The following is a 21,899-nucleotide window of genomic DNA, read 5'->3' on the forward strand; positions in this document are numbered from 1 at the left end:
GCCCATGGCATTGACGGTGATATTCCACAGATAGGCGACCGCCGTCGCGATCAGCAGCACCGCCAGCCCGATGCGCTCCCACCGTCTGATCGGCGGCAACGCTGTCGCGGGTGCGGGCGGGGTCGTATGGGGCGGCGTCGTATCTGGTGGGCTCGTGTCGGGCAGGGACGCCGGGGCACTGGTCACTGTCACCTGGGGAGTATCACAGTCGTCCCGGTGGACCCCCTTTGCGTTTCCTGTCAGTCCGCTGTGAGCCTGCTCCTAACGCTGTGACCAGGGGATTCGGGTCGCTGGGTGCGGTAACTGGTCAGCTCGCCGGAATTTCGCGTTGGAACCAGTCGAGGATTTGCGGGAGCGCGACGCGCGCGGTGGCGGAGTGGTCGATATCGCCGAGATCGGTGAGGGTGGCCCGGTCGGTACGCATGGCTTGCAGACAGTGTTCGGCATTGGCGTAGAGCACATTTCGATCGCCGGTGGCAGCGTATAGGTGGACCGGAACGCGCGGAGTCCAGTCGCAGGTGCCGTCGCTGGCGGCCACCGCCTCGCGCGCGGTTCCGGTCGGATCTTGTGCCAGGGCAAGGAACTTCGGCGTCAGCAACAGTTCGGGACGTACGGGCAGGGCGGTGCCGATGGTGATCTCGTTCTGCTGTCCGTCGAAGAGTTGTTCGATGCGATCGGCAATCGGTTCCCGGAAGGCGTCGGCGGGCTGGTCGTAGAGGTGGTAGATCCGGTTCATCGCGGTGATCCAGTAGGCGAGATAGAAGACCGCGACCGCCGGGAGGACCCGGCCCGCGATGGCGCCGGGCGTCTCGACGTGCTGAACGTCGTAGGGGCCGCTGATCGGCGCCAGCGCGGCCAATCCGAAGCCGGGCGCGTCACCGCCCTGTAGCGCCTTGCCCAGTGCGGTCGCGGCTTGACCGCCCTGGGAGAACCCGGTGACCAGGACGTCGGGGTCGAGGTCGTGCTGCTGTCCGGCGGCCATGGTGCGGGCGGCGCGCAGCAGATCGACCGAGGCGCTGACCTCCGAGGGCGCATGGGTGTAGGGATGCGCGCCCGGGCCTACGCCGAGGCCGAGGTAGTCCGGTGCGACAGCCGCGTAGCCCGCCGCGGCGAACATGATGGTGCGGGCCCGATCGGCACGCGTGTCGTTCACCGAGGGCGCGTCGCTTTTCAGCACCAGCGTGCCGTGCTCATAGGTGACGACGCGCAGCCGCCGAGACTCGGTGCGCGGCAGCACGACAAGGCCGCTCGCCGTGGTCGGGTCGCCCTCCGCAGTGACGGTTCGGTAGACGACACGATAGGCGTCGACGCCGTTGCGCGCGGGAGTGCCGATATTCGCGCTGGCCAGATAGGTCGTTGTCTGTTCCGCCGACAACTGCGTGACCGGCGTGGTGCTGACAACTTCGCCGCGCGCGACCGCCGGTGCGTTATCGGACCCGCAGGCAGGGACCACGAGCAGTGCCGCGGCGAGCAGTGCGATTACCGATCGCGGTGTGCTGCGCATGAATTCGGGTTCCTCTCGAACGACCACACGGACCATCGTGACACCGCCGACTCGTATTTCCGCGACTCGCCACCCGACCGAGGGTATTTGCTACGCATTCGCTGCCATGTTATTAAGCAGGCGATTGTCAGCCGTTTCGGCCCAGATCACCGAGCCGATGGCGTGTTTCGTTTGCAGGTCCCGATTTTGTGAGCGAAGGAGCGTTTGCGGTGTTTGCGAAAAGTTCGCGTCTTCTCCTACCGATTATCGTGCCCGCGGTACTGATCGGCACCCTGTTCGGCGTGTGCACCCCGGCGCACGCCGACGAGGCACGTCCGGACGGAAGTGTGCCACCGGCCGGTGCCAATGATTGGACCTGCCACCCCTCGGCGGCGCATCCACAACCCGTGGTCCTGGTTCACGGCACCTGGGGGAATCAGAACTCGTGGGATGTGCTCGCACCGCAGCTGAAAGCGCAGGGCTACTGCGTATTCTCGCTGAGTTACGGGCGCGCGATCTCCAGTATGCGAGGTGCACAGCCGGGGGTCTACGGCACTGCGGATATGCGCAACTCGGCCAGGGAAATCGCGCGATTCGTCGACGAGGTGCGTGCGGCCACCGGTGTCCCGAAGGTGGATATCGTCGCGCATTCCCAGGGCGGTCCGCTGGTTCGGCAGTTCATGCGCTTCGACGGCGGCGCGAATCAGCGGGATCCCGCGGAGAACAAAGTGGACCATCTGGTCACCATCGCGGCGACCAATCACGGCACCACCGCCGAAGGGCTCGGCTTTCTCCTGCCGACCGGAAGTGCGCAGGCGCCGATCCTCGGCCTGATCGCGAGATATCTGGGCACGGCCGCGGCGCAACAGCTGATCGATAGTGAATTCCTGCGCAGCCTCAATGCCGGAGGCGATACCGAGCCGGGAGTCAAGTACACGGTTATCGCCAGTCGTCTCGATCGGGTCGTCACCCCACCCGAGACCACCTTTCTCAGAGCCGGAATCGGGGCCACCGTCGACAACGTCTGGGTGCAGGACCTGTGCCCGGACGACGAATTCGACCATGGTGCGCTGCCGGAATCCCCCACCGTCGGCTACGTCGTGCAGAAAGCCCTCGATCCGGCGTACAGCGGTCCCGCCTGCCAGGGCTGACCTGCGCGGATTACCGGCACCGACGCACTGGCGTCAACGCTGTTATCGTCGATAGCGCCCATGGTGCTCCGGTGGTGGGACCGTGCGCCGCACCGTCCCCCGCGAGGAATGACATTTCGTGAAATACGTGCCGCGTATCGTCCTGTTTCTGGCGATTCCCGCCCTGCTGTTCCTGGTCCCGTGGTGGACCTTGATCGGCGCTACGACCGATGGGGCGCTGTTCTGGCTCGGCTCGGCGGTATTCCTCGCCGGTTTCGTTTGCCTGCCCGCGGCGATGTTTCTCGGTCATGGTCCGAAGCAGCACGATGCGGCGTCCATCGTCGGCGACACGCTGCTCGGACTGATGTGGGTGGTTTTCAGCTGGTCGGTGATCGGCAATGTGGTCGGGCTCGGATTGGCCGTGAGCGGGGTGGATGATCCGGCGCGATCCAGGATCGTCGCCGCCGGGGTATTCGTGATCGCGGCCGCGCTGTCGGTCTGGGGTGTGATCGAGGCGCGCCGGGTGCCTCGGGTGCGCACCCTGGATGTCGCGATCCGCGGACTCGGACCGGCGCTCGACGGACTGCGCATGGTGGTCATCACCGATACCCACTACGCCGCACTGGACCGGTTGCGCTGGTCGGAAAAGGTCGTCGATGTGGTGAATGCGCAGCGGCCCGATATCGCTTGCCACGCAGGCGATCTCGCGGACGGCTCGGTCGAGAAGCGGCATCCGCAGGTCGATCCGCTCGGCAAGATCGAGGCTCCGCTCGGCAGGTTCTACATCACCGGCAATCACGAATACTTCGGCGACGCGGCGGGCTGGATCGAGCACATGACCTCGATCGGCTGGCAGCCGCTGCACAACCAACACGAGACGATCACCCGCGGCGACGACCGGCTGGTGCTGGCAGGCATCGACGACCCCACCGGCGTCGGTCTGCCCGGACACGGGCCCGACCTCCCGGCCGCCCTCGCTGGCGCGGACCAGGACGCACCGGTTGTCCTGCTGGCCCATCAACCCAGGCAGGTCATCGAGGCCGCCGCGGCCGGGGTGGCGCTGCAGATCTCCGGTCACACCCACGGCGGCCAGATCTGGCCGTTCCACTATCTGGTCCGCCTCGAACAACCCGTGGTCGCCGGTCTCAGCCGCCACGGCGAGCACACCCAGCTCTACACCAGCCGTGGCACCGGGTTCTGGGGTCCGCAATTCCGGGTCTTCGCGCCCAGCGAAATCACCGTCCTCGTCTTGCGCAGCGCCTGAACGAGAGTCGTCCCGCAGGGGTATAGCGTCGCGTGGTGGACGCTATCTGGCACGCGCTATCCCTGGCCGGGTCGATGACCTGGGAGATCCTCTGGGCTCTTGTTCTCGGCTTCGCGCTGTCGGCAGTCGTGCAGGCGGTGGTGCGCAAGTCGACCATTCTGCGGCTGATGGGCGATGATCGGCCGCGCACCCTGGCCATTGCGGCGGGGCTCGGCGCGGCCTCCTCGTCGTGCTCGTATGCGGCTGTGGCGCTGGCTCGTTCGCTGTTCCGCAAGGGGGCGAATTTCACCGCCGCGATGGCGTTCGAAATCGGTTCGACCAATCTCGTCATAGAACTCGGCGTCATCCTGGCGCTGCTGATGGGCTGGCAGTTCACCGCGGCCGAATTCGTCGGCGGGCCCATTATGATCGTGCTGCTCGCGGCGCTTTTCCGATTGTTCGTGCGGTCCAAGCTCGTCGAGGAGGCCCGTCGCCAAGCCGACCGTGGACTCGCCGGATCGATGGAAGGCCATGCCGCCATGGATATGGCGGTCGCCGCCGAAGGCTCCTTCATACACAGGCTGCTGTCCCGGCCGGGACTTACCGCGGTCTCCCATGTTTTCGTGATGGAATGGGCCGCGATTCTGCGCGATCTCGTCATCGGCCTGCTCATCGCGGGGGCGATCGGCGCATGGGTGCCGGAGACGTTCTGGCAGAACTTCTTCCTCACCGATCATCCACTGCTGTCGGCCATTTGGGGACCGGTCGTCGGGCCGCTGGTGGCGATCGGGTCCTTCGTCTGCTCGATCGGCAATGTCCCGCTGGCCGCGGTGCTGTGGAACGGCGGCATCAGCTTCGGCGGCGTGATCGCCTTCATCTACGCCGACCTGCTGATCCTCCCGATCCTCAATATCTACCGCAAGTACTACGGCACCCGCATGACCCTCACCCTGCTCGCCACCTTCTACACCGCCATGGTCGGCGCCGGATATGTCGTCGAAATCCTCTTCGGCACAACAAATCTCATTCCCACCGAGCGCAACGCCATGGTGATGACGGAAGGAATCCGGTGGAACTACACCACCTGGCTCAATATCGCCTTCCTCATCCTCGCGGCCGTCTTGGTCACGATCTTCATGCGCACCGGCGGAATCTCGATGCTGCGTATGATGGGCGGCTCCCCCGACACCGAGCACGAGCACGACCACGGATCACCGTACGGCGGTATGTAATCCGTTCGCGGTGACCGAAACCAGCCGGGCGACAGCGGCTTCGGTGCTGAGCTCGGCCGCGCCGCTGCACCCGGATGGCCGCTACTCGATGCCCGGGTTGTGGGCGTAGCGGCGCCAGGCTTGGTCGAGTTGGGCGGCCATATCGATGGAGGTGGCCGAGTACCCCCGCTCGGCGATCGTGCGCAGCGCGGCCTCGGGGATCTGCTCCCGTCGTGTTATGCCCTTGCCGTAGGGACCCCGTTTTGCCATCGGGCCAGTTCAGGCACCACGTTTCGGCCTCTACACCGTCGATGTCCTGACCGATCCGACGCTCACCCGCAAACCGACCGACGCGGTGCCCGCCTACACCGCGATCACCCGCGACGGCGGTGTTCCCGGCGACTACCGTCCGACTCGGACACCCCAGTCCTGCTCACTGGTCGACGCGGCGGCCAGCTGCACCGACCCGGTCACTGTTCCGCGCTGAACGCAGTGCGACTTTTCAGCAAGGCGGCGGTGACGGCGCTGTACGCGTGACTCGCTTCCACCGGACGCAGGGTCGGGTAGTTCGATCGATGGGTGACGATCACGCCGTTCGGGAGGGTTACGGTGCGATCCGGGATGGTGGCAACGCAATTGCCGCCGGATTTGGCAACGAGGTCGACGATCACCGTCCCGGTTCGAAGTGTGTCCAGTGCGGTGGCGTCGAGCAGCAGTGGGCCGCGGGAGCCGCGATGCACGGCGGCGCAGATGATGATGGCGGGCGGGTCGGCGGCGAGGTGGGCGAGTAGCCCGTCCGGATTCGGCAGGAATGCCTTGGCACCGTGCCGGATTGCGGTGGACTCCTGTTCCCCGCGGTTACCCGATGCGGTCGGCTCGTCGCCGTGTGAGGCCGCCGCGGCGACGGCGGCGAGTCCGGCCTGCCCGCAGCCGAGGATCAGGGCGCGCACCGGCCCGTCGGTCGAAAGGAGTTGTCGCCCTTGCTCGTAGGCGACTTCGCCCGCTATCCGGCTCATCGCGGAGAGCGCATCGATATCGGGGCGGGAGTGCGGAACGGTTTCATAGCCGACGGATTCGATGCCGCGTGCGCGCAGTTCCGCGATCACGTCGCGGCGATACAGCGGGTCCTGGAATCCGATGAGGGTCATCCCCGGACGCACCGAATCCAGCTGGTATGCTGGAGGTTTCACCCACGCGATCACATCGCAACGCGCGAAGATCTCCGCACGCTCGCCCACCTGTGCCCCGGCCGCCACGTAGTCCGCGTCGTCGAATCCGATGGACCGGCCCGCAGCGTGCTCCACGATGACCCGCACGCCCGCGAGCCCGCGCACATCGTCCGGTATCAGCGCGACGCGCCGCTCCTCAGCAGCGGTCTCCCGTAGAACTCCGACAATCATTGTTGTCCGATGACCGGCAGACCGCACCCGGCCAGCACTTTGGGATAAGTCAGCCCATTTTGGATCTCACACAGGAGCTGTTCGAGCCGGTCGAACAATTCGTCGACCAGATCCGCCGACTCGCGTCCCGGCGCCTTGCGGGGGGCGAGCACGTTGAATCGGACACCGAGTCGCTCGGATCCGGTCCGGGCCAGCGCGACACTATCGATTCCGGCACCGGCGAGCAGCAGATCCTCTATCTCCGCACTGGTTTCGACGCCTGCCTGGTCGAGGACCGCCTCGTCGAAGACCACGGTGAGGAACATGCCCTGCCGACTGCCCAGCGGCCGAATGACTTTCACACCGAGTCGAGCGTTGATCGCATCGATGTGGCCGTGCGCGCGATCCAGCTGGTCGAGCATCCGCACCCGGTTCCGCGCGAAGTAGCTCTCGGGCGTGTGCTCGACAATCGCCCGCGCCAGATGCGTCGACTCACGCTGGAACGAAATGGTCAGCCGCTCTCGGATCCTGGCCAGCCATTCGGCATCACCCGAGCAGGCCGCGCCCAGTTTGCACGGTCCGAAGGCGTTGTAGCCCTTGGAGTTTCCGGTAATGGTCAATACCTGGTCGTACAGCCGACGCATGCCGTCGTCGGTCGCGATCTGCACCGCGGCAATCGGAATGTGCTGTTCCACCATGCAATCGAAGGCCATATCGCAGATGACAGGTACCCCACTGGCAACCAGCACCCGGCCGATCGCCAGCAACTCATCGGCCGAATAGTCGGTGAATACCGGATTCCCGGGCAGCGTGAGCAGCACCCCGCACAGTTCGTCACGGTCGGCGAAGTAGTCCAGGCACGATGCCAGCAGATCCGGGTCGATCTTGAAGCAGTCGTCCGGCGCGACCGGGCACGCCTCCATCCGCAGACCGTACTTCTCCACGTGAATGCCCGAGCTCTTGTACAGGCCTTCGGGATACACGATCACACCACCGGGCCGGGCCAGGGTCGCGACCGCCTCCTCGAGCAGCATGGTGCTCGAGTACGGGCAGACAATGACCTCCTCATGCGATACCCGGACTCCGGGTATCCCGTCGACCGGCTCCGCCAATCGCCCGAACAGCTTGTGCGCCGCCAACTCTCGCAATACCAGCGGCTGTCGCTTGTGATACAGCGTGCCGTCGGCGTATTCGTCCGGAGGTTGAGCATGCATCAGTTCGCGCCATGCCAGATCCAGTGCGGCGACGGCACTTTCGGCCAGCGGTAGACCGGTCTCGCCGTGGTAAGCGTCCAGCACATCCGAATATGTCCGGTCGCCCGTCCCCGCGAACTGCGGCCGCGCCCCCAGATGCCTGCGCACTTCCCGCTTGCGCTCCTCGGAGCGATTGGTGCGGGCGGCGAGGCTGGGTGCCGGTGTCCGCCAAGGCAGCCGATCGTTGTCAGCCTGCCGAGTCACGACACCTCACTCTCGAAGGACGGCTCTCCCGGCGCGGTCATCTCGCGCCAACTCTGTTCCAGCGCCGCACGGAACAGACCGCGGCAATCGCCCTCGGTGAGGCGCTCGTAACCGGCCAGCTCCGGTGACGCGACGATATCGTTGACGACAATGCCCGAACCGGCGACCTTGAGCTCATAGAGGCGCTCGAACCGGCGCACCGCGAATGCGACATCGTGCTTCAACGCCGAGAACCGGGTCGCCACGCGCGCCTGCCGGGAATAGTCGTATTCACCGACGGCGACGTACTTTTCGTCGACGATGAGCATGCTCTGCGCATTGCGCGCGTGCTCGCGCTTGACCAGCACGCTCTCCACCCCGGCACGCGCCTGTTTCCACAATTTGTCGTCATAGGGCCACACATCCTCGATCGTGTCGAGGACATACATGCGTCGCACATCGATTCGAGGCGGATGGGTCGTATCGGCCAGGCGCAGAATCGCGGCGTGATAGTCGTCGCCGACGTCGCCGCCGATGGTGCCCAGATCAGCGGTGTGGATCGCGCGGACCGACGCCTTGGCCTGCTCGAGGATCATCAACCAGTCGCTGACGGTATTCCATTCCCAGACCGTCGCGCTGCGCGAGGGGATCTGCGCCAGGATTTCCTCGGCCCGCTCCAGCTGCCGATCCGCGATCATGCGCAGCGGTTCGATCTCCTCCCGCGCGAAGGTCGCATCGATCAGGCTGCCCGCGATGCCGAGCGCCCGCTCGACGAGTTCAGGGTCCTTGCCGAGCAGGACATTGAAGCGCATGCGCAGATCGTGATATCCGCCGCTGGCGAGATCGTCGGCGATACCGTCGGCCGAGGGCAATTCCTGGCCGAGCGCCAGGCTGAGACGTTCGCGCAACGGTAGCGGTGGCACCCGAGTCCCGTTCTCGATCTGCTGGATAAGGCTGCGCGAACAACCTGTCTTGGCCGCGAGTGCGGCCTGGGTGAACCCGCGTTCCGTGCGGAGCCGACGGACCAGATCCCCGACCTGCTCACCGTCCGGCCCTGAGCCAGCCATGCCGCGCCTCCATCCCTACGCTCGGATTTTCAATGCTCACGATGTGTCATCCGACGTCATCATAGCCACGTTACGCCCCGAGGCAGTGGTAGCGACGATGGAAGTTTTCTGGGCGATCGCTGAAAACCATACGGGCGGGCCGATATTGCGCAAGGCCAGTCCGATACCACGACCCCGAACGCGCGTAGCGGCACTCAAAGCTGCTCTCACGGAGCAGATTCCAGATACACAAAGCCGAGTTTGCTTAAATTTAAGCAATATTGAGTGAGAAATATCTTCAGATAGCTTCTATGCTTAGTTGACATCCAGAAGTGGCGATCCATAGCATTGTTGTCAGCGTCACATCTGATCCGGAGCTCGCGCTCCGGGACAGATGGTTTCGATCGACCAAGGGAGGGGTCATGACACTGAGGCTGGCCGACTGGTTGATCACCAGCGACATCACCCCCGAAACCGCCCGCTACACCGGCAGCGGCTGGGTCCTGAGCTGGCTGCCCGGCCGACTGCTGACACGAGAGCAGGCCATGACCGGCATGGTGCTCGACGAGACCCTGAGCGATCCGGATCCCGAGGACTACATGCTCGCCATGGAAATCGCCGCCATCCGGGCCGCTGATCTCGGCCTCGAATTGGCTCAGGCGGTCGTGCTGCTGCACACCCGCATCGTCGAACGAGACCGGCGGCAAGCCGACGCCAACTGCCGCATCGCGGTACCGACCACACCGGCCGCGTAACGGCAGTTGGCGCCGCGGAGGGGTCGGCGCCACCTGACGTCGCGCCGAAACAGGGTCCGGCGAGCACCGCTCGCCGGACCCTGTTTCCCGAGCCGGAACGCCGAAGACTACGGCACCGAACCGAACGCCTGCTTGAAGTCGGGGCACTCGACCAGCGGTTGGTGGGTGCAGGTGGCGGCGTGGCGGAGGCTGTCGCGCATGCGAGTGAGTCGGGCGATGTCCTCGTCCAATTGCCGGGCCTTTTCCGCCATATGACGGCGGAGTTCGGCATCCGCTGGCGTGGCCACGAGGAACCGCGCGATCTGCGCGAGTGTGAAACCCGCTGCGCGAGCACAGGATACGAGCGCCAAGCGATCTATCACCTCGGGCCGGTAGGTGCGCCGCAGACCGTTGCGCCCGTCGGGTTCGATGAGCCCGCGCTTCTCGTAGTACCGCAGCGCCGACGGCGCCAATCCGGACCGCTCGGCGACTTCCGCGATATCGAGCACCATCACTACTCCTTGACTTGAAGCGTACTTCAAGTCAGACGATAGGCCAATGAGCGAAACAAAAGCAGAGCTGCACCCCCAAGTTCAGGCGTATCTGGACCGTCTCGCCCGCGCGGATTTCGGCTCGGTGCACACCTTTACCCCGGAGCAGGCACGCGAGGGATGGCGCCGACAGATCGCCCTACTCGGCGAACCGGAACCCGTTGCCGACATCGAGAACCGCACCGTACCTGGCATCGGCGCGCTCCGGATCTACACCCCGGACGGCGAAGGCCCCTTCCCCGCATTGGTGTTCTTCCACGGCGGCGGCTTCATGCTCGGCGATCTGGACACCCATGACGGACTGTGCAGCAGTCTGGCCAACGGTGCGGAATGTGTCGTGGTCTCGGTCGACTACCCCCTGGCTCCGGAGCACAAGTTTCCCGCCGCACCCGACGCCTGCTTCGCGGCGACGCGGTGGGTCGCCGAGCATGCGGCGAGCATCGGCGTCGACGCCACTCGCATTGCCGTCGGCGGCGACAGTGCGGGCGGCAATCTGGCGGCGGTTGTCGCGCGCATGGCACGCGACAGCGACGGTCCGGCACTGACCTTCCAACTGCTGATCTATCCCGATCTCGATTTCCGCAGAACGAATTTCAGCATCACGGAGTACGCGGGCAAGTACGGAAATATCAGCCGCGATGCCCAGCACTGGTTCATGGACAGCTACTTGAACAGTTCCGAGGAAAAGCTCGACCCGCGGGTCTCCCCACTGCTCGCCCCCGACCTGGCCGGGCTGCCTGCGGCACTCATTGTCACGGCCGAATACGACGCCCTGCGCGACGAGGGCGAAGAGTACGGTCAGCGACTCGAAGAGGCAGGGGTTCCGGTCACGGTCGCTCGCTATTCGGGCATGATCCACGAATTCGTCCGGCATCCCTTCGACGACAGCAAGCGCGCCCGACTCGATGCGGCAACGGCGCTGCGGAAGGCATTCTCCCGGTAGCGAATTGCATCAGTCGTCGTTCGACGGTGCTCGGGAAAGGACAATGGGCATCCGCCACGACAGGCGGACCGGATTGTCGGTCGCGCGACGCAGGAGCAGCCATTGTGCGATGGCCGCCATGGTCGAACCGAGCGAGGTCACCACGGCGAGAAATCCCCAGTGGGTAAGACTGGCGGATGCGTAGCTGGCGGTACTGGTGCCCGGAATGGCCAGTTTGCCTCGACCGGTAGCCCAGTTCAATATCTGTCCGATCTGACCGCCCAGATCATAGGTGCGACCGGTCATCGCCTTGAGTTCGGCACCTTTGCCATTGAGGTAGATCAAGCACAGGATGACAAAAAGTGCGGCACACGCCAATGAAATCATCGTCAGGCGGGCGAGAAGTTCATTGCGAAGGCGGATGTTCAGCACGATGGCGCAGAGCGCGATGATGATGGCGGCGCTGGCGAGGATCGCCCACATGCCGGTGACCGGCGGGGTTTTGGGCGCCACTTTCGACCAGACGTTCATGGCGTTCGTGGTTATTTCCAGCCGACCGAAGGCGTTGGCGGCGACTCTGCCGTCGGGCCCCTGCGCGGTGATCCACGACTGGAACAGCAGGATGAAGGTGACGGTACTGCCGACCGCCGCCAGTACGTAGCCCCAATAGGTTTGGAGCGGTCCCAGCCGCGCCCGGAGCTCTGTCAGCTCCGCGGCGCGGCCTTGGGTCGCTCTCGCCGGTGCGGTCCCGTGTCGAGATGTAATGGCTCGGGCGGAGTTCGGCTGCTCCATCAGCTCAGCTTAAGTGGCGGAGAACACCCGAACTCACCTCCAGTGGGAAGCTCGGTCGAGCTGCGCGACCAGGTTTCGTGCCTGGCCCGGCCGGTCACTGTGCACCGAGGCAGCCAGGGAACAGATCCGGTACCCGAACTGTTGCCAACCCGGGGGTTCGAACGAAAGCGAGGTCGACCGTGCGGGTCGAGATCTGGACCGATATCAATTGCCCCTTCTGCTACCTGGGCAAGAAGCGGTTCGAACAGGCATTGACCGACTTCCCGCACCGCGCCGACGTCGAGGTGGTGCACCGCTCGTTCGAACTGGATCCGACGCTGCCCGCCGACGCATCCGGACCGGTGATCGCCAAGATCGCGCACAAGTACGGCATCAGCGAGGCGCAGGCGGCCGCGAATGAACGCGGCATCGGCGCACAAGCCGCCGCGATCGGTCTGCCCTATCTGACCGAAGGTCGCGATTACGGCAACTCCTTCGATATGCACCGCCTGCTGCACTTCGCGCTCGCCGAAGGCAAACAGGACGCCCTCCTCGATGCCCTCTACCGCGCGAATTTCGCCGAAGAACAGTCCCTGTTCGCCGACAACGAGCGCCTGGTGCGACTCGCCGTCACCGCTGGACTCGACGAATCAGCCGCACGCACCGTTCTCGACGACTCGAATGCCTATGCCGACGCCGTCCGCGCCGACGAACAGGAAGCCGCCCAACTCGGCGCCCGAGGCGTCCCGTTCTTCGTCTTCGACCGCAAATACGGCGTCTCCGGCGCCCAGCCCTCCGAAGTCTTCGCCCAAGCCCTGGACCAGGCCTGGGCCGATCGGAAGCCGGTCATTCAGACCATCGGCGGAGCCGAGGTCTGCGGGCCGGACGGATGCGCGTTGCCCGCGCGCAATTAGCCTGCGGCACAGTCCTATTCGGTCTCGTCAGTCGCCTTCGCGGCAGGACCGAGCCGCACCACACCGGCGTCGAGATCGATCTCGACCCGCGGGCGGTGCGCCTGACCGTCGCTGTCCTCGCTACCTTCGTCGGCCAGCTTCTGCCCGGGGAACAGTTCACCCATAACGCCCATAGTTCGACGATAGTCCGCGCGGCTGTCACGCTTCGAAGGTCGTCGATAGACGTGGGTCGACCGGCAGTTCGCGAATCCGATTGCCGAACCGGCACACCACCCGCGGTTCGAATCCGGATTCGCGGCACAGCCGGGTGGCTTGATTCGCCATATACGACTTCGGCATCGAAGGCCGACGGCTCGTCGGCGTAGGCGGCGAGGTCGGTGGGTCCGCGGAGGGCGCGCTCCGGTGGCCGGACGAGCACGATCGGATCGGTAGCCAGCGGCACGGTATCCACCAGCGTGCGGCGGAACTCGGCACGTTCCTCCGTCGCGGCCTGGAACGAATCGGCCAGCGGCACAGCGTCGTCGGTGACATAAGAGGCCGCGGCTGAGGATCAATTGCCATTGACGCCGGTGTTGATCCGAACCACGACCTTGTCATCGGTGACGTCCTGCACCGTCGCGCTGAACCCGTTGGTGGCTTGGGTCTGCCCGACCGGAATATCGACCTGCTGACCGGCCACCTTCAGCGTGACCGTATTGCCGTTCACCGCGACGAGTTCCGCTTCGATGCCGAGCACACTGGCCTTCGCGTTCACGCCACGCGTGAAGGTGACCGTACAACCGCTGACCTGACACTCGGACTTATACCCGGCCCCTTCGGACGTGCACGCCGTCACCGCGAGGGGCGTGAGCAGGGCGAACGCGGACAATGCGAGCATCCGTGGCACAAACATGCGGGCCAGTGTAGGTGGCGCTGGTCGCCGCTGGCCCGCGATGGGAGTCGTTGCCGATGTTCGGATCGCTCACCACGGTCTGCTTCGACACTGAGCCCGGGGACCGGCCCCACCACTTGGCTTGGTGTGGCCGGTCGCCGGTATCACACGAGTCCGCGCTCTGGTCAGCGGCCGAGCATCTGCAGGTGCCTGGTCTGCTGCCGGAGATGGTTCAGCTGCATGTCCGCCTGATTGGCCCGGTCCTCCGCCCGCGCCGCCAGATCCTCGGCCCGCTGCGCCAACTGGGTGGCCTCATCGGCCTGGCCTTGCGCACCGGCCGACCGCTGCTGCAGCTGATTGGCCTCCCCCTGAGCTTGCTGCGCCAAACTTTCGGCCTGCTGCGCCTGGCTCTGCGCCCGATCCGCCTCACTCTGAGCCTGCTGCGCCTGATGAGTGGCCTGCTGCGCCTGATGACGAGCCTGCTGCGACTGCTGAACCGCCTGGATCGCGCTCTGGTGCGCGATCTGGGCCTGATTGTTCACCTGCCGCGCCTGCCCCTGCACCTGACGTGCGAGGGCCGCAGCCTGGCTCGCGGCCTGGCGGGCGTTCTGTGCGTCTATGCGCGCCTCATTACAGAAGGCCTGGCACTGGATCTGCGCCATTTCCGCATCCCGCCTGGCCACATCGATCTCGTCGCCTGCGTGGACGCCTTCCATCGACCGCTTTTCAGCTACGTCCTGTGCTGCCATATTCGAGCTCCCTTCCAGAAAGTGTGGGTGTTGCTGGGAAGAACTCGCATACCAACGGGTCTCATCTTGTCCGACGCCGAGGAGTACCGCAGCAGGTTCCACACAATCAATAGGAGAAGCGGGAACACCCGAGGTTCGACGCCCTTAACGTGGCGCAGATCCGAGTTGGGCCGGTCCAGGGACAGCGAGCTGAACGAGCTGCCGGTGAAGCCTGCGGGGCCGGATGGCCCGATCGTCGTTGCAACGGTGACAGGGACGAACACGTCGCCGACGCACAGCGAGGCCGGATCCTCATCCCCGGCGATGTTCCGACCACTCGGTCGAGTGTTCGCCAGCCAGTAGCTATGCTGGATATACACGTTTGCCGATCAAAATGCCGGTTCTCTACTACCGCAGCGATTCTCGCCACCTCAGTGTCAACAGTCGTTAATACCGAATGGCATTCGAGCACTGGCTGCCGAAAAGTGTGGATTCCGTGCCACATTCAGCCGGGCCCACATTTTTGATACCGAAAGGTATTGATACCGAAAGGTATTCTTATCCGCGCATCCGGCGGAAATACGTCGCCCGCCGAGCAATCTGAAGAATTCGTCTTCCATCACCCGTCCGCAGTGTGTAGCGTCTGGACCGCTGGAATCCCCGAAATGACAGGCCGGACGCGGTGATCGGTATCGACGACTGCTTGAAACGCATCATGGACATTCCCGGTGCGCGCAGCGTGACGATGGTGGACAGCGCGAGCGGTCTGGCGATCGCCGCGGCAGGTCGGCACGACCACGTCGATCAACACGAGGACGCCGCTACCACCACCGATGTGGTCCGTACGGTGCTCGGCTGTCCGGCGCTGGCGACCGACCGCGACGACGACCTCACCGAGATCATCGTGTGCGGCACCCGCGGCTATCACCTGTTGAATCTGGTGAACGGCGACTTCGACGGTCGCCTTTTCGTACACGTCCTATTCGACGAGGACACCGGAAATCTGGCCATTGCGAGATTTCGCCTCCGCACAATTCTCGGCGAATTGGTCGAGGACGCTCATGGTCGTTGACGTCGCGACCGAACTGCGGCGACTGGAAAAGCAAAGATGCACCGGAGTGCTGTGCGCGGGCGATGGCGCATTTCACCTCGCGGACGGCGCGATAACCGCCGCCGATTGCCTGCGCACCACCGATCTGGAACGGCTCGCGATCGCGGGCGGTGTGGCGACCGCGGCGGAATGGCAGCGGGCCGCATCCGGTGATCCGGGCCGTGTGCCGGTCCTGCCGCGACTGGAAACCCTGGCATTGCTGTCAGTCTTCGACGCCGCCTACTTTCTGCTCGCCACGCCGGTTGTTCCGGAATTCCGGTCGGCGCCGCCGCATTGGCTGGCCCCGGTCTGCCAGATCCCGCCGCGGGTACTGCTGCACGAATGCGCGCGGCGCGGTGATCCGGAGGCCGAACCATGGCCCGCGGAACTGGTCGACCGCGCTCCCGTCGTGCCGGTGCGCCGCGTCCGGCGCAGACGCGTCACGCTCAGCGGCGGCCAGACCGAAGTACTAGCCGCCGCCGACAGCAGACGCAGTGTCACCGGCATCGCCCGCCACCTCGGCCGCACCAGCTATGGCGCACTGGTCGCGGTGCGCGAGTTGACCGCGGCCGGACTGATCGAGCCGCCCGACGTGATACCCATCGCGAGCGAACCGATGCTCTCGGGGCAGGCCGCCGTCGCGGTCACCGAGCGGCGGCAGGTCCTTCCGCGCCGAGTGCGACAGGACCCTGCCGCTCCCCCGCAGAGCTGGGAGCCGGTCGATCGCGATGTGCTCGTCCGCCTGCGCGCGGCGTTGGAGGAGCTTGCGTGACCGCGCGGAAGAAACTGCTCGGCGAGTTGATGGGAAGGTGGACGAAGGTGGCGATGTCCGGACCCGAACCGAATACGGCGGTGCTGGCGGAATTGAAGGTGCTACGCGATCGTCTGCCTCATCTGACCGGCACGCTCGTCGCCTCCAGCGACGGACTGCTCGTCGCACACGATCTGCCGCCCGATATCGAGCCGACCCGCATGGCCGCGCTGGCCTCGGCCCATCTGTCGCTGTCGTATCAGCTGGCCGCCACCGCGCACGGCGGCGGATTCGACGAGGTCGTGGTGCACGGGACCGGCGGGCACGCGGTGATCTACGCGGCGGGCTGGGCATCGCTGATGGTGCTCGCCGGACCCGAGGTGAATGTCGGCCGCCTGCATCTGGAATCGCGCCCGGTCGCCCGCAACATCGCCGATCACCTGACGGCCACCGACTCCGGAAAAGACCGGACCTGGAAAACCGATCGAAAGGACTCGATATGACGAATATGGATCTGGCGCTGAAGGACATGATGGGGATAGACGGCGCGATCGGCGCCGCCGTCGTCGACTACAGCAGCGGCATGGCCCTCGGCATGCTCGGCAGTTCCAAGGCGCTGGATCTGCAGGTCGCCGCGGCGGGCAATACCGAGGTGGTGCGCGCCAAACTGCGGACCATCGAGCAGCTCCAGATCAAGGAGGATATCGAGGACGTCCTCATCACGCTGACCGGCCAATACCACATCATCCGCCCGATGACCGGCCGCAAGTCCAAGGGGCTCTTCCTCTATATCGCCCTGGACCGCGGCCGGGCGAACCTCGCGCTGGCGCGGCACCGCCTCAAGTCCATCGAAGAGGAGCTCGAGGTGTGAGCTTGCGGTGCAACACCTTCGCAGCCGGGCGGTGTGGACATCGACCGCACCGCCCGGCGTCGAGGTGAATCACGTTGCGGGCTAGAGCTTTCCGCCGCCACCGATCATCCAGGGATTGAAGGTGCAATCCAGGTTCCGGTCGGCATCGGGGTCGGGATCGTGCAACGTGGTCGATGCCACGCGCGGGAAGTACATGATCGTCTGGGGATCGGAAAGGTCCTGGGGGCAGTCATCCTGGAAAGTGATGTTGTGGACTGTCGTGTCCGGCCTGGCTGTAGGAAGGCCGTTCGTAGGGGGTTGCGAGCTGATTGTTGGGATGTGAGCGAATGTGGGTCGTCGTTATCGAATGTGTGTTTGAATTACCCTCGTGAATCGGGGGATTGGCGGGGAAGCAGTCGGCAATATCGTCCGCGCTCGCTTCGCTGAATTCGTCGACACAGGTGCCGGGTTGGGCCGTGGCTGGAGTGTAGTTGTTGCCGAAACCGGGCCCGCAACCATGTTCTGAGCGGGTCGTGATGGCCGGATTCCAGGTCCCGGACGGGTGGACTGTGCAGGGATATCGGTTTGCACTCGACCCCACCCCGGCGCAGGAGCAGGTGTTGGTCTCGCACGCCGGGGCCGCGCGCAAGGCGTTCAATGTGATGCTCGCTGCTGTGAAGGCGAATCTGGATCAGCGGGTCACCGCACCGGACGGCACTGAAGTCGACCGCGTGTCGGCACCGAAACCCTTGAAAGCCGCCGAGGCCGAGCTGGCTCGCTTGCAACGGCGCGCTGCCCGCCGGACCGGCCCATGGGATCCGACCGCTCGACGTCGCAGGAATGCATCCAAGCGGTGGAAACGCGCGCAGGCGCAGGTGGCCAGAACCCATGCGCGCGTGGCGAACCTGCGCCGCCACGCCTTGCACGAGGCCACCACCGCCTTGGCACAACAACATTCGGTCATTGTGATCGAAGACCTGAACGTCGCGGGCATGAGCCGTGGTGGCGGCGCCCGCAAACGCGGACTGAATCGAGCGCTCGCCGATGCCTCCCTGGCGCGGCTGCGCACCATGCTCGACTACAAGTGCCGCTGGTACGGTGCCGCGCTAGTGGTGGCCGACCGATGGTTTGCTTCTACCCAGTCGTGTTCGAGCTGCGGCGCAAAAACCAAGCTGCCGCTGGCCGAACGCCTCTATTGTTGCGGCAGTTGCGGTCTCGTCATCGATCGAGATCACAACGCCGCTATCAACCTCGCCCGCCTCGGCGACACCACCCATACCGGTGGTGGAATGGGGACCGGTACCGGGAGTGGCCCGGCCGCCAACGTTTCGGTTGGACAAGGACGTGGAGCCGACCGCAAGACCCGCCCTACCCGCGAGGTGGGGAAGGCAGGTGGTGTAGAAGCGTCTACCCCGCACGGCCCTCTGGCCGGTAGGACGGGGACTGCCGCTCCGCAAGGAACGGCTGCCTGAAATACGCGTCGTCATATAAACACTCACATTCAGGTAACGGTTGGACACTTCGTCGTGGCTGGCAGCGGCGATCAGGCCGACACATGGCCGGATACTCGGCACGCCGCGCAACGAAGTCACGAGAACTAGCGGCGCAAGTTTTATCCGGCTGCTGCAAGAATGCGAGCACCGAGAGGAGGCGATACATGGCCCGGCCCCGCCGACCGCTGCTCACCCACGAGCGCATCATCGAGACCGCATTGGCTCTCGTCGATGCGGATGGGCTGGCCGCGGTTTCGACCCGCCGTCTCGCCGCCGAACTCGGCGTGCAGGGACCGTCGCTGTACAACCACGTCGGCACCAAGGACGAAATCATCGATGCGGTGGTCGATTCCGTGCTCGGCGAGGTGGATACCTCGATGTTCGGCGAGCTGTCGGCCGACAATCCGGACTGGCGATCGGCACTGCGCCGCTGGGCCCATTCCTATCGGAGCGCGGTCGCCGCGCATCCCAATATCGTCCCGGCACTGGCGAGCGGACCCGGCCTCCGGCCCAATGCTTTGCGCATGGCCGATGCCGTATTCGGCGGTTTGGTCGCGGCGAATTGGCCGCGCCGGGAAGCCACCACCGTGGGCACGCTGATGCGCTACTTCCTCACCGGATCGTCGCTCGGCTCGTTCGTCGCGGGCTTTCCCGCCGACGCCGAGGTCTATGCCGAGGAGTACCCGCACCTGAACGAGGCACATCTGCTCGCCGAGCGGCAGCAGCGGATCGATCAGGACGCGTTCGAGGTCGGTCTCGAATCGCTGCTGGATGGGCTCGAGGGGCGCTACCGGCTGCTGCCGCGCACTCGGTAGCTCGATTCCGGTGCGCTGGTAGGCATCCCGAGCAGTCTGTCTATCAGGTCACAGCCTGTGCGGTTGCCGCAAGCATACCGGCGCGGCGGCTCCACATTTCGCCGACCGCGAAAACACCTACAAGAGAGCACGTTTCATCGAATTCATCCTCCCCAGCGACGCTCGTATCACGACCGTTTCACAAGTTTCGTGTGCATGGGGTCACGTTGCCCCGCAGACCGCGGAGTCCTAACGTAACTTCCTGTTAACAGACGATGTCGTCTGTACCAATTCCTATTATTCGTCCCAGGAGGACATGCCCCGCAGCGTCCGCTTCCTCGAAACCGGAAGTGGCACAGCAGGTGTGGTTAGAAATGGCACACACAACGCCTTGGCAAGAAAACAATGTTCAGCTCGGTCGCCCCGGGAACGATGACGATCTCATCGGCGAGGTGACCGCACCACGTTTCGATCTACGATCCGACTGGGGTTATCTGTGTGCCCCGGGTCTGGGTCTGGTCACCTTCCTACTGCTTTTCCAGCCCTGGATTTCGGCAACCGGACCCAACGGCACCGTCACCTCCAACGCCTTCGGCCGAATCGACGGATTCACCACCGGCTCATTCCAATCCGTGGTGAGCATCAGTAGCACCTGGGCCGTCCTCACCACCCTGGCGGTCGCCGGTGCGGTCGTCGCGACCGTAATGTATTTCCGGCTCCGCAGTCGGCTGCTTTCCTATCTGGTGCTCGGCTGCAGCATTGCCGCCGCCCTTTTCGTACTCGCCGCCTTGTCCTACCTCAACGGCAAAGCGCCGGAGTTGCGTGAAATCACCGAATCCGCGAACCAGAGCGGACTTTTCAGCTGGCTCTTCGGCAATAATTCGGCGACCGACCTCGGGGGTGAGCACCGAATCGCCAGTGCCGGTCTCGATTTCGCCGCCACGCTCAGCGCCGTCACCGCGTGCGGTGCCGCACTGGCCGCCGGTGCCATGAGCCTGCGCAAGCAAGCGCAGTCCGCCCAGAAAGCATCGGACACCGACGTATTCCTCTGGGAACAGCTGGCTTTCGATGACGACCTGGCCGTTTACGACCCCCAGGTCCGCCGCCGGATGGTTCGTCGAACCAGGACAGCCGATCGCCGCGCGCCCGCGCGGGAAACGGCACTGTCCAGGTAACGCCCGCGACGTCAGCGGACACGAGCGGGCCGGGCTGCCGATAGGCGCCCGGCCCGCTTGCATTGTGTTCGATTACCTCCGATGCGTGGCCGATCACGGGAATGGCGAGAAGAAGCCGATCGCCGCACCGATGGCTGCGCCGACAGCGCATCCGAAGATGGCGCCGACCAGGAAGAACCAGATACCGATCGCAACGCCGACCAAGCAACCGATGGTTGCGCCGACAGCGATCGAAATCGGTCCCCAGGCCTGCTGCACGCCGGGCATATTCTGAGAGTTGACGGCCTCGGTTGTCGGGCCACCGACCGGCGTGAGGGTCAATTGCGTGCTGGAGCTGTCCAGCGACGGTGTCACTGCGAGGCTCTGCCCGGCTTCGGTACGCAGTGTCGTCGGGATGCTGCCGACTACCGAACCATTGTCCGCGAGGACCGTGACGGCATCGGGTGTGACGACGAATCCGCCGGAGGCCAGGCTCACCAGAGCGCTCGTGTGATCGGCTGCGAGAGTCGTTGTGTAGGCGATCGGCCCGTCCGAGGCGTTGAGGCTGACATCTGTCAGCATCCCCTCACCATGTGCGGTAGCAGTGGCTATGCCGGTCGCCGCGACGGCCATGAAGGCGGTCGCTATCAATTTCTTGACGAACATTGGACTTCCAATCATTTCCGATTTCGATTGACGTTCCCCGACAAACGGCACCGGATAGCTATAATGATGCTCCGCTCATTTGATTGAGTCGACAACTTCTTTGCGGGATAAAAGTCGGTTTTACCCCCTAGGGGATTGGGGATCGGATTCCGATCGAATAACGCAGCATGGTCGATTCGATTTCTCCACCGATCGCATCGCCGAAGTACGCACAGCGCCATCGAAGGCCGGAAAATCGATAGCCGATCGGCGCGAAACTCAGGTACTGCACTACTCGATACTTCGCGGCTCGACGGGCCCACACTCATTGCGTGTCCACCGGTAAGAACATCGTCATCTGTCTCGACGGAACAGGCAATCAGGTCTGTGCCAGCGGTAGCACCGATGTGGTCCGCCTGTTCGAGATGCTGGACCTGAGCGATGCCACGAAACAGATCGCCTACTACGACCCGGGTGTCGGTACGTTCAGCGCTCAGGGTGCGTGATCGCCACCGGCCCGGTGGTTCTCGCGAGTAATGGGACTGGCGGTCGGCAGCGGGCTGCGTTCGAATCTCGCCGAGGCCTACTCCTATCTGATAGAGCACTGGCAGCCGGGCGATCGGGTATTCATATGAGCCGGGCCTGCTGCGTCAACGAATCCCCCGGGATGTCATGTGGGAAGACGAGCAATGGACGAAACTGC

The 21,899-nt window shown here is 64.8% G+C and carries 25 protein-coding genes and 2 pseudogenes; 15 read left to right on the forward strand and 12 right to left on the reverse strand.

Annotated features, from left to right (window positions below):
- Together NP3_RS47540 and NP3_RS00340 are read right to left on the reverse strand one after the other, a co-directional pair.
- Positions 1-192: hypothetical protein (locus NP3_RS47540; protein ID WP_157123945.1), on the reverse strand; the 192-nt coding region annotated here is incomplete at its 3' end.
- Between the two features lie 115 nt (positions 193-307).
- Positions 308-1,531: a lipase family protein gene (locus tag NP3_RS00340; protein WP_157123947.1), complete on the reverse strand. Its 1,224-nt coding sequence runs from the start codon at positions 1,529-1,531 to the stop codon at positions 308-310.
- Positions 1,532-1,713: 182 nt separating this feature from the next.
- Here NP3_RS00340 and NP3_RS00345 point away from each other — a divergent pair, with 182 nt between their 5' ends.
- The 3 genes from NP3_RS00345 to NP3_RS00355 all read left to right on the forward strand — a co-directional run bounded on the left by NP3_RS00345 (position 1,714) and on the right by NP3_RS00355 (position 5,088).
- A complete protein-coding gene (locus NP3_RS00345) occupies positions 1,714-2,634 on the forward strand; it encodes an esterase/lipase family protein (protein WP_084507938.1) in 921 nt (306 codons plus the stop codon).
- A 118-nt stretch (positions 2,635-2,752) separates the two neighbouring features.
- Positions 2,753-3,877, forward strand: coding sequence for a metallophosphoesterase (locus tag NP3_RS00350; protein ID WP_063036570.1), 1,125 nt, complete (start codon positions 2,753-2,755; stop codon positions 3,875-3,877).
- A gap of 32 nt (positions 3,878-3,909) precedes the next feature.
- Entirely contained in the window at positions 3,910-5,088 is a 1,179-nt protein-coding gene (locus NP3_RS00355) for a permease (protein WP_174566155.1), read from the forward strand.
- A gap of 81 nt (positions 5,089-5,169) precedes the next feature.
- On the opposite strand, the gene NP3_RS47545 is transcribed toward NP3_RS00355, so the two are convergent.
- Entirely contained in the window at positions 5,170-5,337 is a 168-nt protein-coding gene (locus NP3_RS47545) for a hypothetical protein (RefSeq protein ID WP_157123950.1), read from the reverse strand.
- Between the two features lie 16 nt (positions 5,338-5,353).
- Between NP3_RS47545 and NP3_RS50175 the strand changes: the two are divergent.
- Positions 5,354-5,554 (forward strand): annotated as a pseudogene (locus tag NP3_RS50175) (glycoside hydrolase family 1 protein); the annotation flags it as partial.
- On the opposite strand, the gene NP3_RS00360 reads toward NP3_RS50175, so the two are convergent.
- From NP3_RS00360 to NP3_RS00370, 3 genes are read right to left on the reverse strand one after another with little or no spacing between them, the layout of a single operon-like run.
- Positions 5,538-6,467, reverse strand: coding sequence for a Rossmann-fold NAD(P)-binding domain-containing protein (locus NP3_RS00360; RefSeq protein ID WP_063036572.1), 930 nt, complete (start codon positions 6,465-6,467; stop codon positions 5,538-5,540). The pseudogene NP3_RS50175 and the gene NP3_RS00360 sit on opposite strands and share 17 nt — an antisense overlap.
- Complete coding sequence (locus NP3_RS00365) at positions 6,464-7,903, reverse strand: pyridoxal phosphate-dependent aminotransferase (protein ID WP_063036574.1); 1,440 nt, start codon at positions 7,901-7,903, stop codon at positions 6,464-6,466. The genes NP3_RS00360 and NP3_RS00365 overlap by 4 nt, the downstream gene beginning before the upstream one ends.
- Positions 7,900-8,949 (reverse strand): helix-turn-helix domain-containing protein, encoded by a 1,050-nt coding sequence (locus NP3_RS00370; protein ID WP_063036576.1) that lies wholly within the window; start codon positions 8,947-8,949, stop codon positions 7,900-7,902. The genes NP3_RS00365 and NP3_RS00370 overlap by 4 nt, the downstream gene beginning before the upstream one ends.
- Before the next feature lie 401 nt (positions 8,950-9,350).
- Here NP3_RS00370 and NP3_RS00375 point away from each other — a divergent pair, with 401 nt between their 5' ends.
- Positions 9,351-9,683, forward strand: coding sequence for a hypothetical protein (locus NP3_RS00375; protein WP_063036578.1), 333 nt, complete (start codon positions 9,351-9,353; stop codon positions 9,681-9,683).
- 107 nt (positions 9,684-9,790) lie between these two features.
- Here the strand turns inward: NP3_RS00375 and NP3_RS00380 are convergent, their stop codons facing one another.
- A complete protein-coding gene (locus NP3_RS00380) occupies positions 9,791-10,174 on the reverse strand; it encodes a MerR family transcriptional regulator (RefSeq protein WP_063036616.1) in 384 nt (127 codons plus the stop codon).
- Between the two features lie 46 nt (positions 10,175-10,220).
- On the opposite strand from NP3_RS00380, the gene lipP1 reads away from it, so the two are divergent.
- Positions 10,221-11,156, forward strand: a complete 936-nt coding sequence (lipP1, locus tag NP3_RS00385; RefSeq protein ID WP_063036580.1) for a LipP1 family hormone-sensitive lipase — start codon at positions 10,221-10,223, stop codon at positions 11,154-11,156.
- Between the two features lie 9 nt (positions 11,157-11,165).
- On the opposite strand, the gene NP3_RS00390 is transcribed toward lipP1, so the two are convergent.
- Positions 11,166-11,666 carry a hypothetical protein gene (locus tag NP3_RS00390; protein ID WP_169814416.1) on the reverse strand — a complete coding sequence of 167 codons (501 nt, stop codon included), beginning with the start codon at positions 11,664-11,666 and terminating at the stop codon, positions 11,166-11,168.
- Positions 11,667-12,106: 440 nt separating this feature from the next.
- Here NP3_RS00390 and NP3_RS00395 point away from each other — a divergent pair, with 440 nt between their 5' ends.
- The gene (locus tag NP3_RS00395) at positions 12,107-12,820 is read left to right on the forward strand and encodes a DsbA family oxidoreductase (protein WP_063036584.1); all 714 of its coding nucleotides are present in this window, start codon (positions 12,107-12,109) and stop codon (positions 12,818-12,820) included.
- A 14-nt stretch (positions 12,821-12,834) separates the two neighbouring features.
- On the opposite strand, the gene NP3_RS47550 is transcribed toward NP3_RS00395, so the two are convergent.
- From NP3_RS47550 to NP3_RS00405, 3 genes are all read right to left on the reverse strand, one after another.
- Positions 12,835-12,993, reverse strand: coding sequence for a hypothetical protein (locus tag NP3_RS47550; RefSeq protein WP_157123953.1), 159 nt, complete (start codon positions 12,991-12,993; stop codon positions 12,835-12,837).
- 377 nt (positions 12,994-13,370) lie between these two features.
- Entirely contained in the window at positions 13,371-13,712 is a 342-nt protein-coding gene (locus NP3_RS00400) for a hypothetical protein (RefSeq protein ID WP_063036586.1), read from the reverse strand.
- Positions 13,713-13,876: 164 nt separating this feature from the next.
- Positions 13,877-14,440 (reverse strand): hypothetical protein, encoded by a 564-nt coding sequence (locus tag NP3_RS00405; RefSeq protein ID WP_063036588.1) that lies wholly within the window; start codon positions 14,438-14,440, stop codon positions 13,877-13,879.
- Between the two features lie 682 nt (positions 14,441-15,122).
- On the opposite strand from NP3_RS00405, the gene NP3_RS00415 reads away from it, so the two are divergent.
- The 7 genes from NP3_RS00415 (at position 15,123) to NP3_RS00445 (ending at position 20,572) form a co-directional block, all read left to right on the forward strand.
- Positions 15,123-15,491: a hypothetical protein gene (locus NP3_RS00415; RefSeq protein WP_245720741.1), complete on the forward strand. Its 369-nt coding sequence runs from the start codon at positions 15,123-15,125 to the stop codon at positions 15,489-15,491.
- Complete coding sequence (locus tag NP3_RS00420; protein ID WP_063036594.1) at positions 15,481-16,281, forward strand: hypothetical protein; 801 nt, start codon at positions 15,481-15,483, stop codon at positions 16,279-16,281. The genes NP3_RS00415 and NP3_RS00420 overlap by 11 nt, the downstream gene beginning before the upstream one ends.
- A complete protein-coding gene (locus NP3_RS00425) occupies positions 16,278-16,763 on the forward strand; it encodes a roadblock/LC7 domain-containing protein (protein ID WP_245720742.1) in 486 nt (161 codons plus the stop codon). The genes NP3_RS00420 and NP3_RS00425 overlap by 4 nt, the downstream gene beginning before the upstream one ends.
- On the forward strand, positions 16,760-17,131 hold the full coding sequence (locus NP3_RS00430) for a hypothetical protein (RefSeq protein WP_063036596.1): 372 nt from the start codon (positions 16,760-16,762) through the stop codon (positions 17,129-17,131). The genes NP3_RS00425 and NP3_RS00430 overlap by 4 nt, the downstream gene beginning before the upstream one ends.
- 515 nt (positions 17,132-17,646) lie before the next feature.
- Complete coding sequence (locus tag NP3_RS00435; protein ID WP_063036598.1) at positions 17,647-18,582, forward strand: RNA-guided endonuclease TnpB family protein; 936 nt, start codon at positions 17,647-17,649, stop codon at positions 18,580-18,582.
- Positions 18,583-18,767: 185 nt separating this feature from the next.
- Positions 18,768-19,418, forward strand: coding sequence for a TetR/AcrR family transcriptional regulator (locus tag NP3_RS00440; RefSeq protein WP_063036600.1), 651 nt, complete (start codon positions 18,768-18,770; stop codon positions 19,416-19,418).
- A gap of 353 nt (positions 19,419-19,771) precedes the next feature.
- The gene (locus NP3_RS00445; RefSeq protein ID WP_063036602.1) at positions 19,772-20,572 is read left to right on the forward strand and encodes a hypothetical protein; all 801 of its coding nucleotides are present in this window, start codon (positions 19,772-19,774) and stop codon (positions 20,570-20,572) included.
- Positions 20,573-20,665: 93 nt separating this feature from the next.
- Here the strand turns inward: NP3_RS00445 and NP3_RS00450 are convergent, their stop codons facing one another.
- Positions 20,666-21,217 (reverse strand): DUF8020 domain-containing protein, encoded by a 552-nt coding sequence (locus tag NP3_RS00450; protein ID WP_063824603.1) that lies wholly within the window; start codon positions 21,215-21,217, stop codon positions 20,666-20,668.
- A gap of 311 nt (positions 21,218-21,528) precedes the next feature.
- Here NP3_RS00450 and NP3_RS50180 point away from each other — a divergent pair.
- Positions 21,529-21,831, forward strand: a pseudogene (locus NP3_RS50180) (T6SS phospholipase effector Tle1-like catalytic domain-containing protein).
- Positions 21,832-21,899 lie beyond the last annotated feature (68 nt).

This window comes from Nocardia pseudovaccinii NBRC 100343 (assembly GCF_001613225.1).
In the GTDB taxonomy this organism is placed as follows: domain Bacteria; phylum Actinomycetota; class Actinomycetes; order Mycobacteriales; family Mycobacteriaceae; genus Nocardia; species Nocardia pseudovaccinii.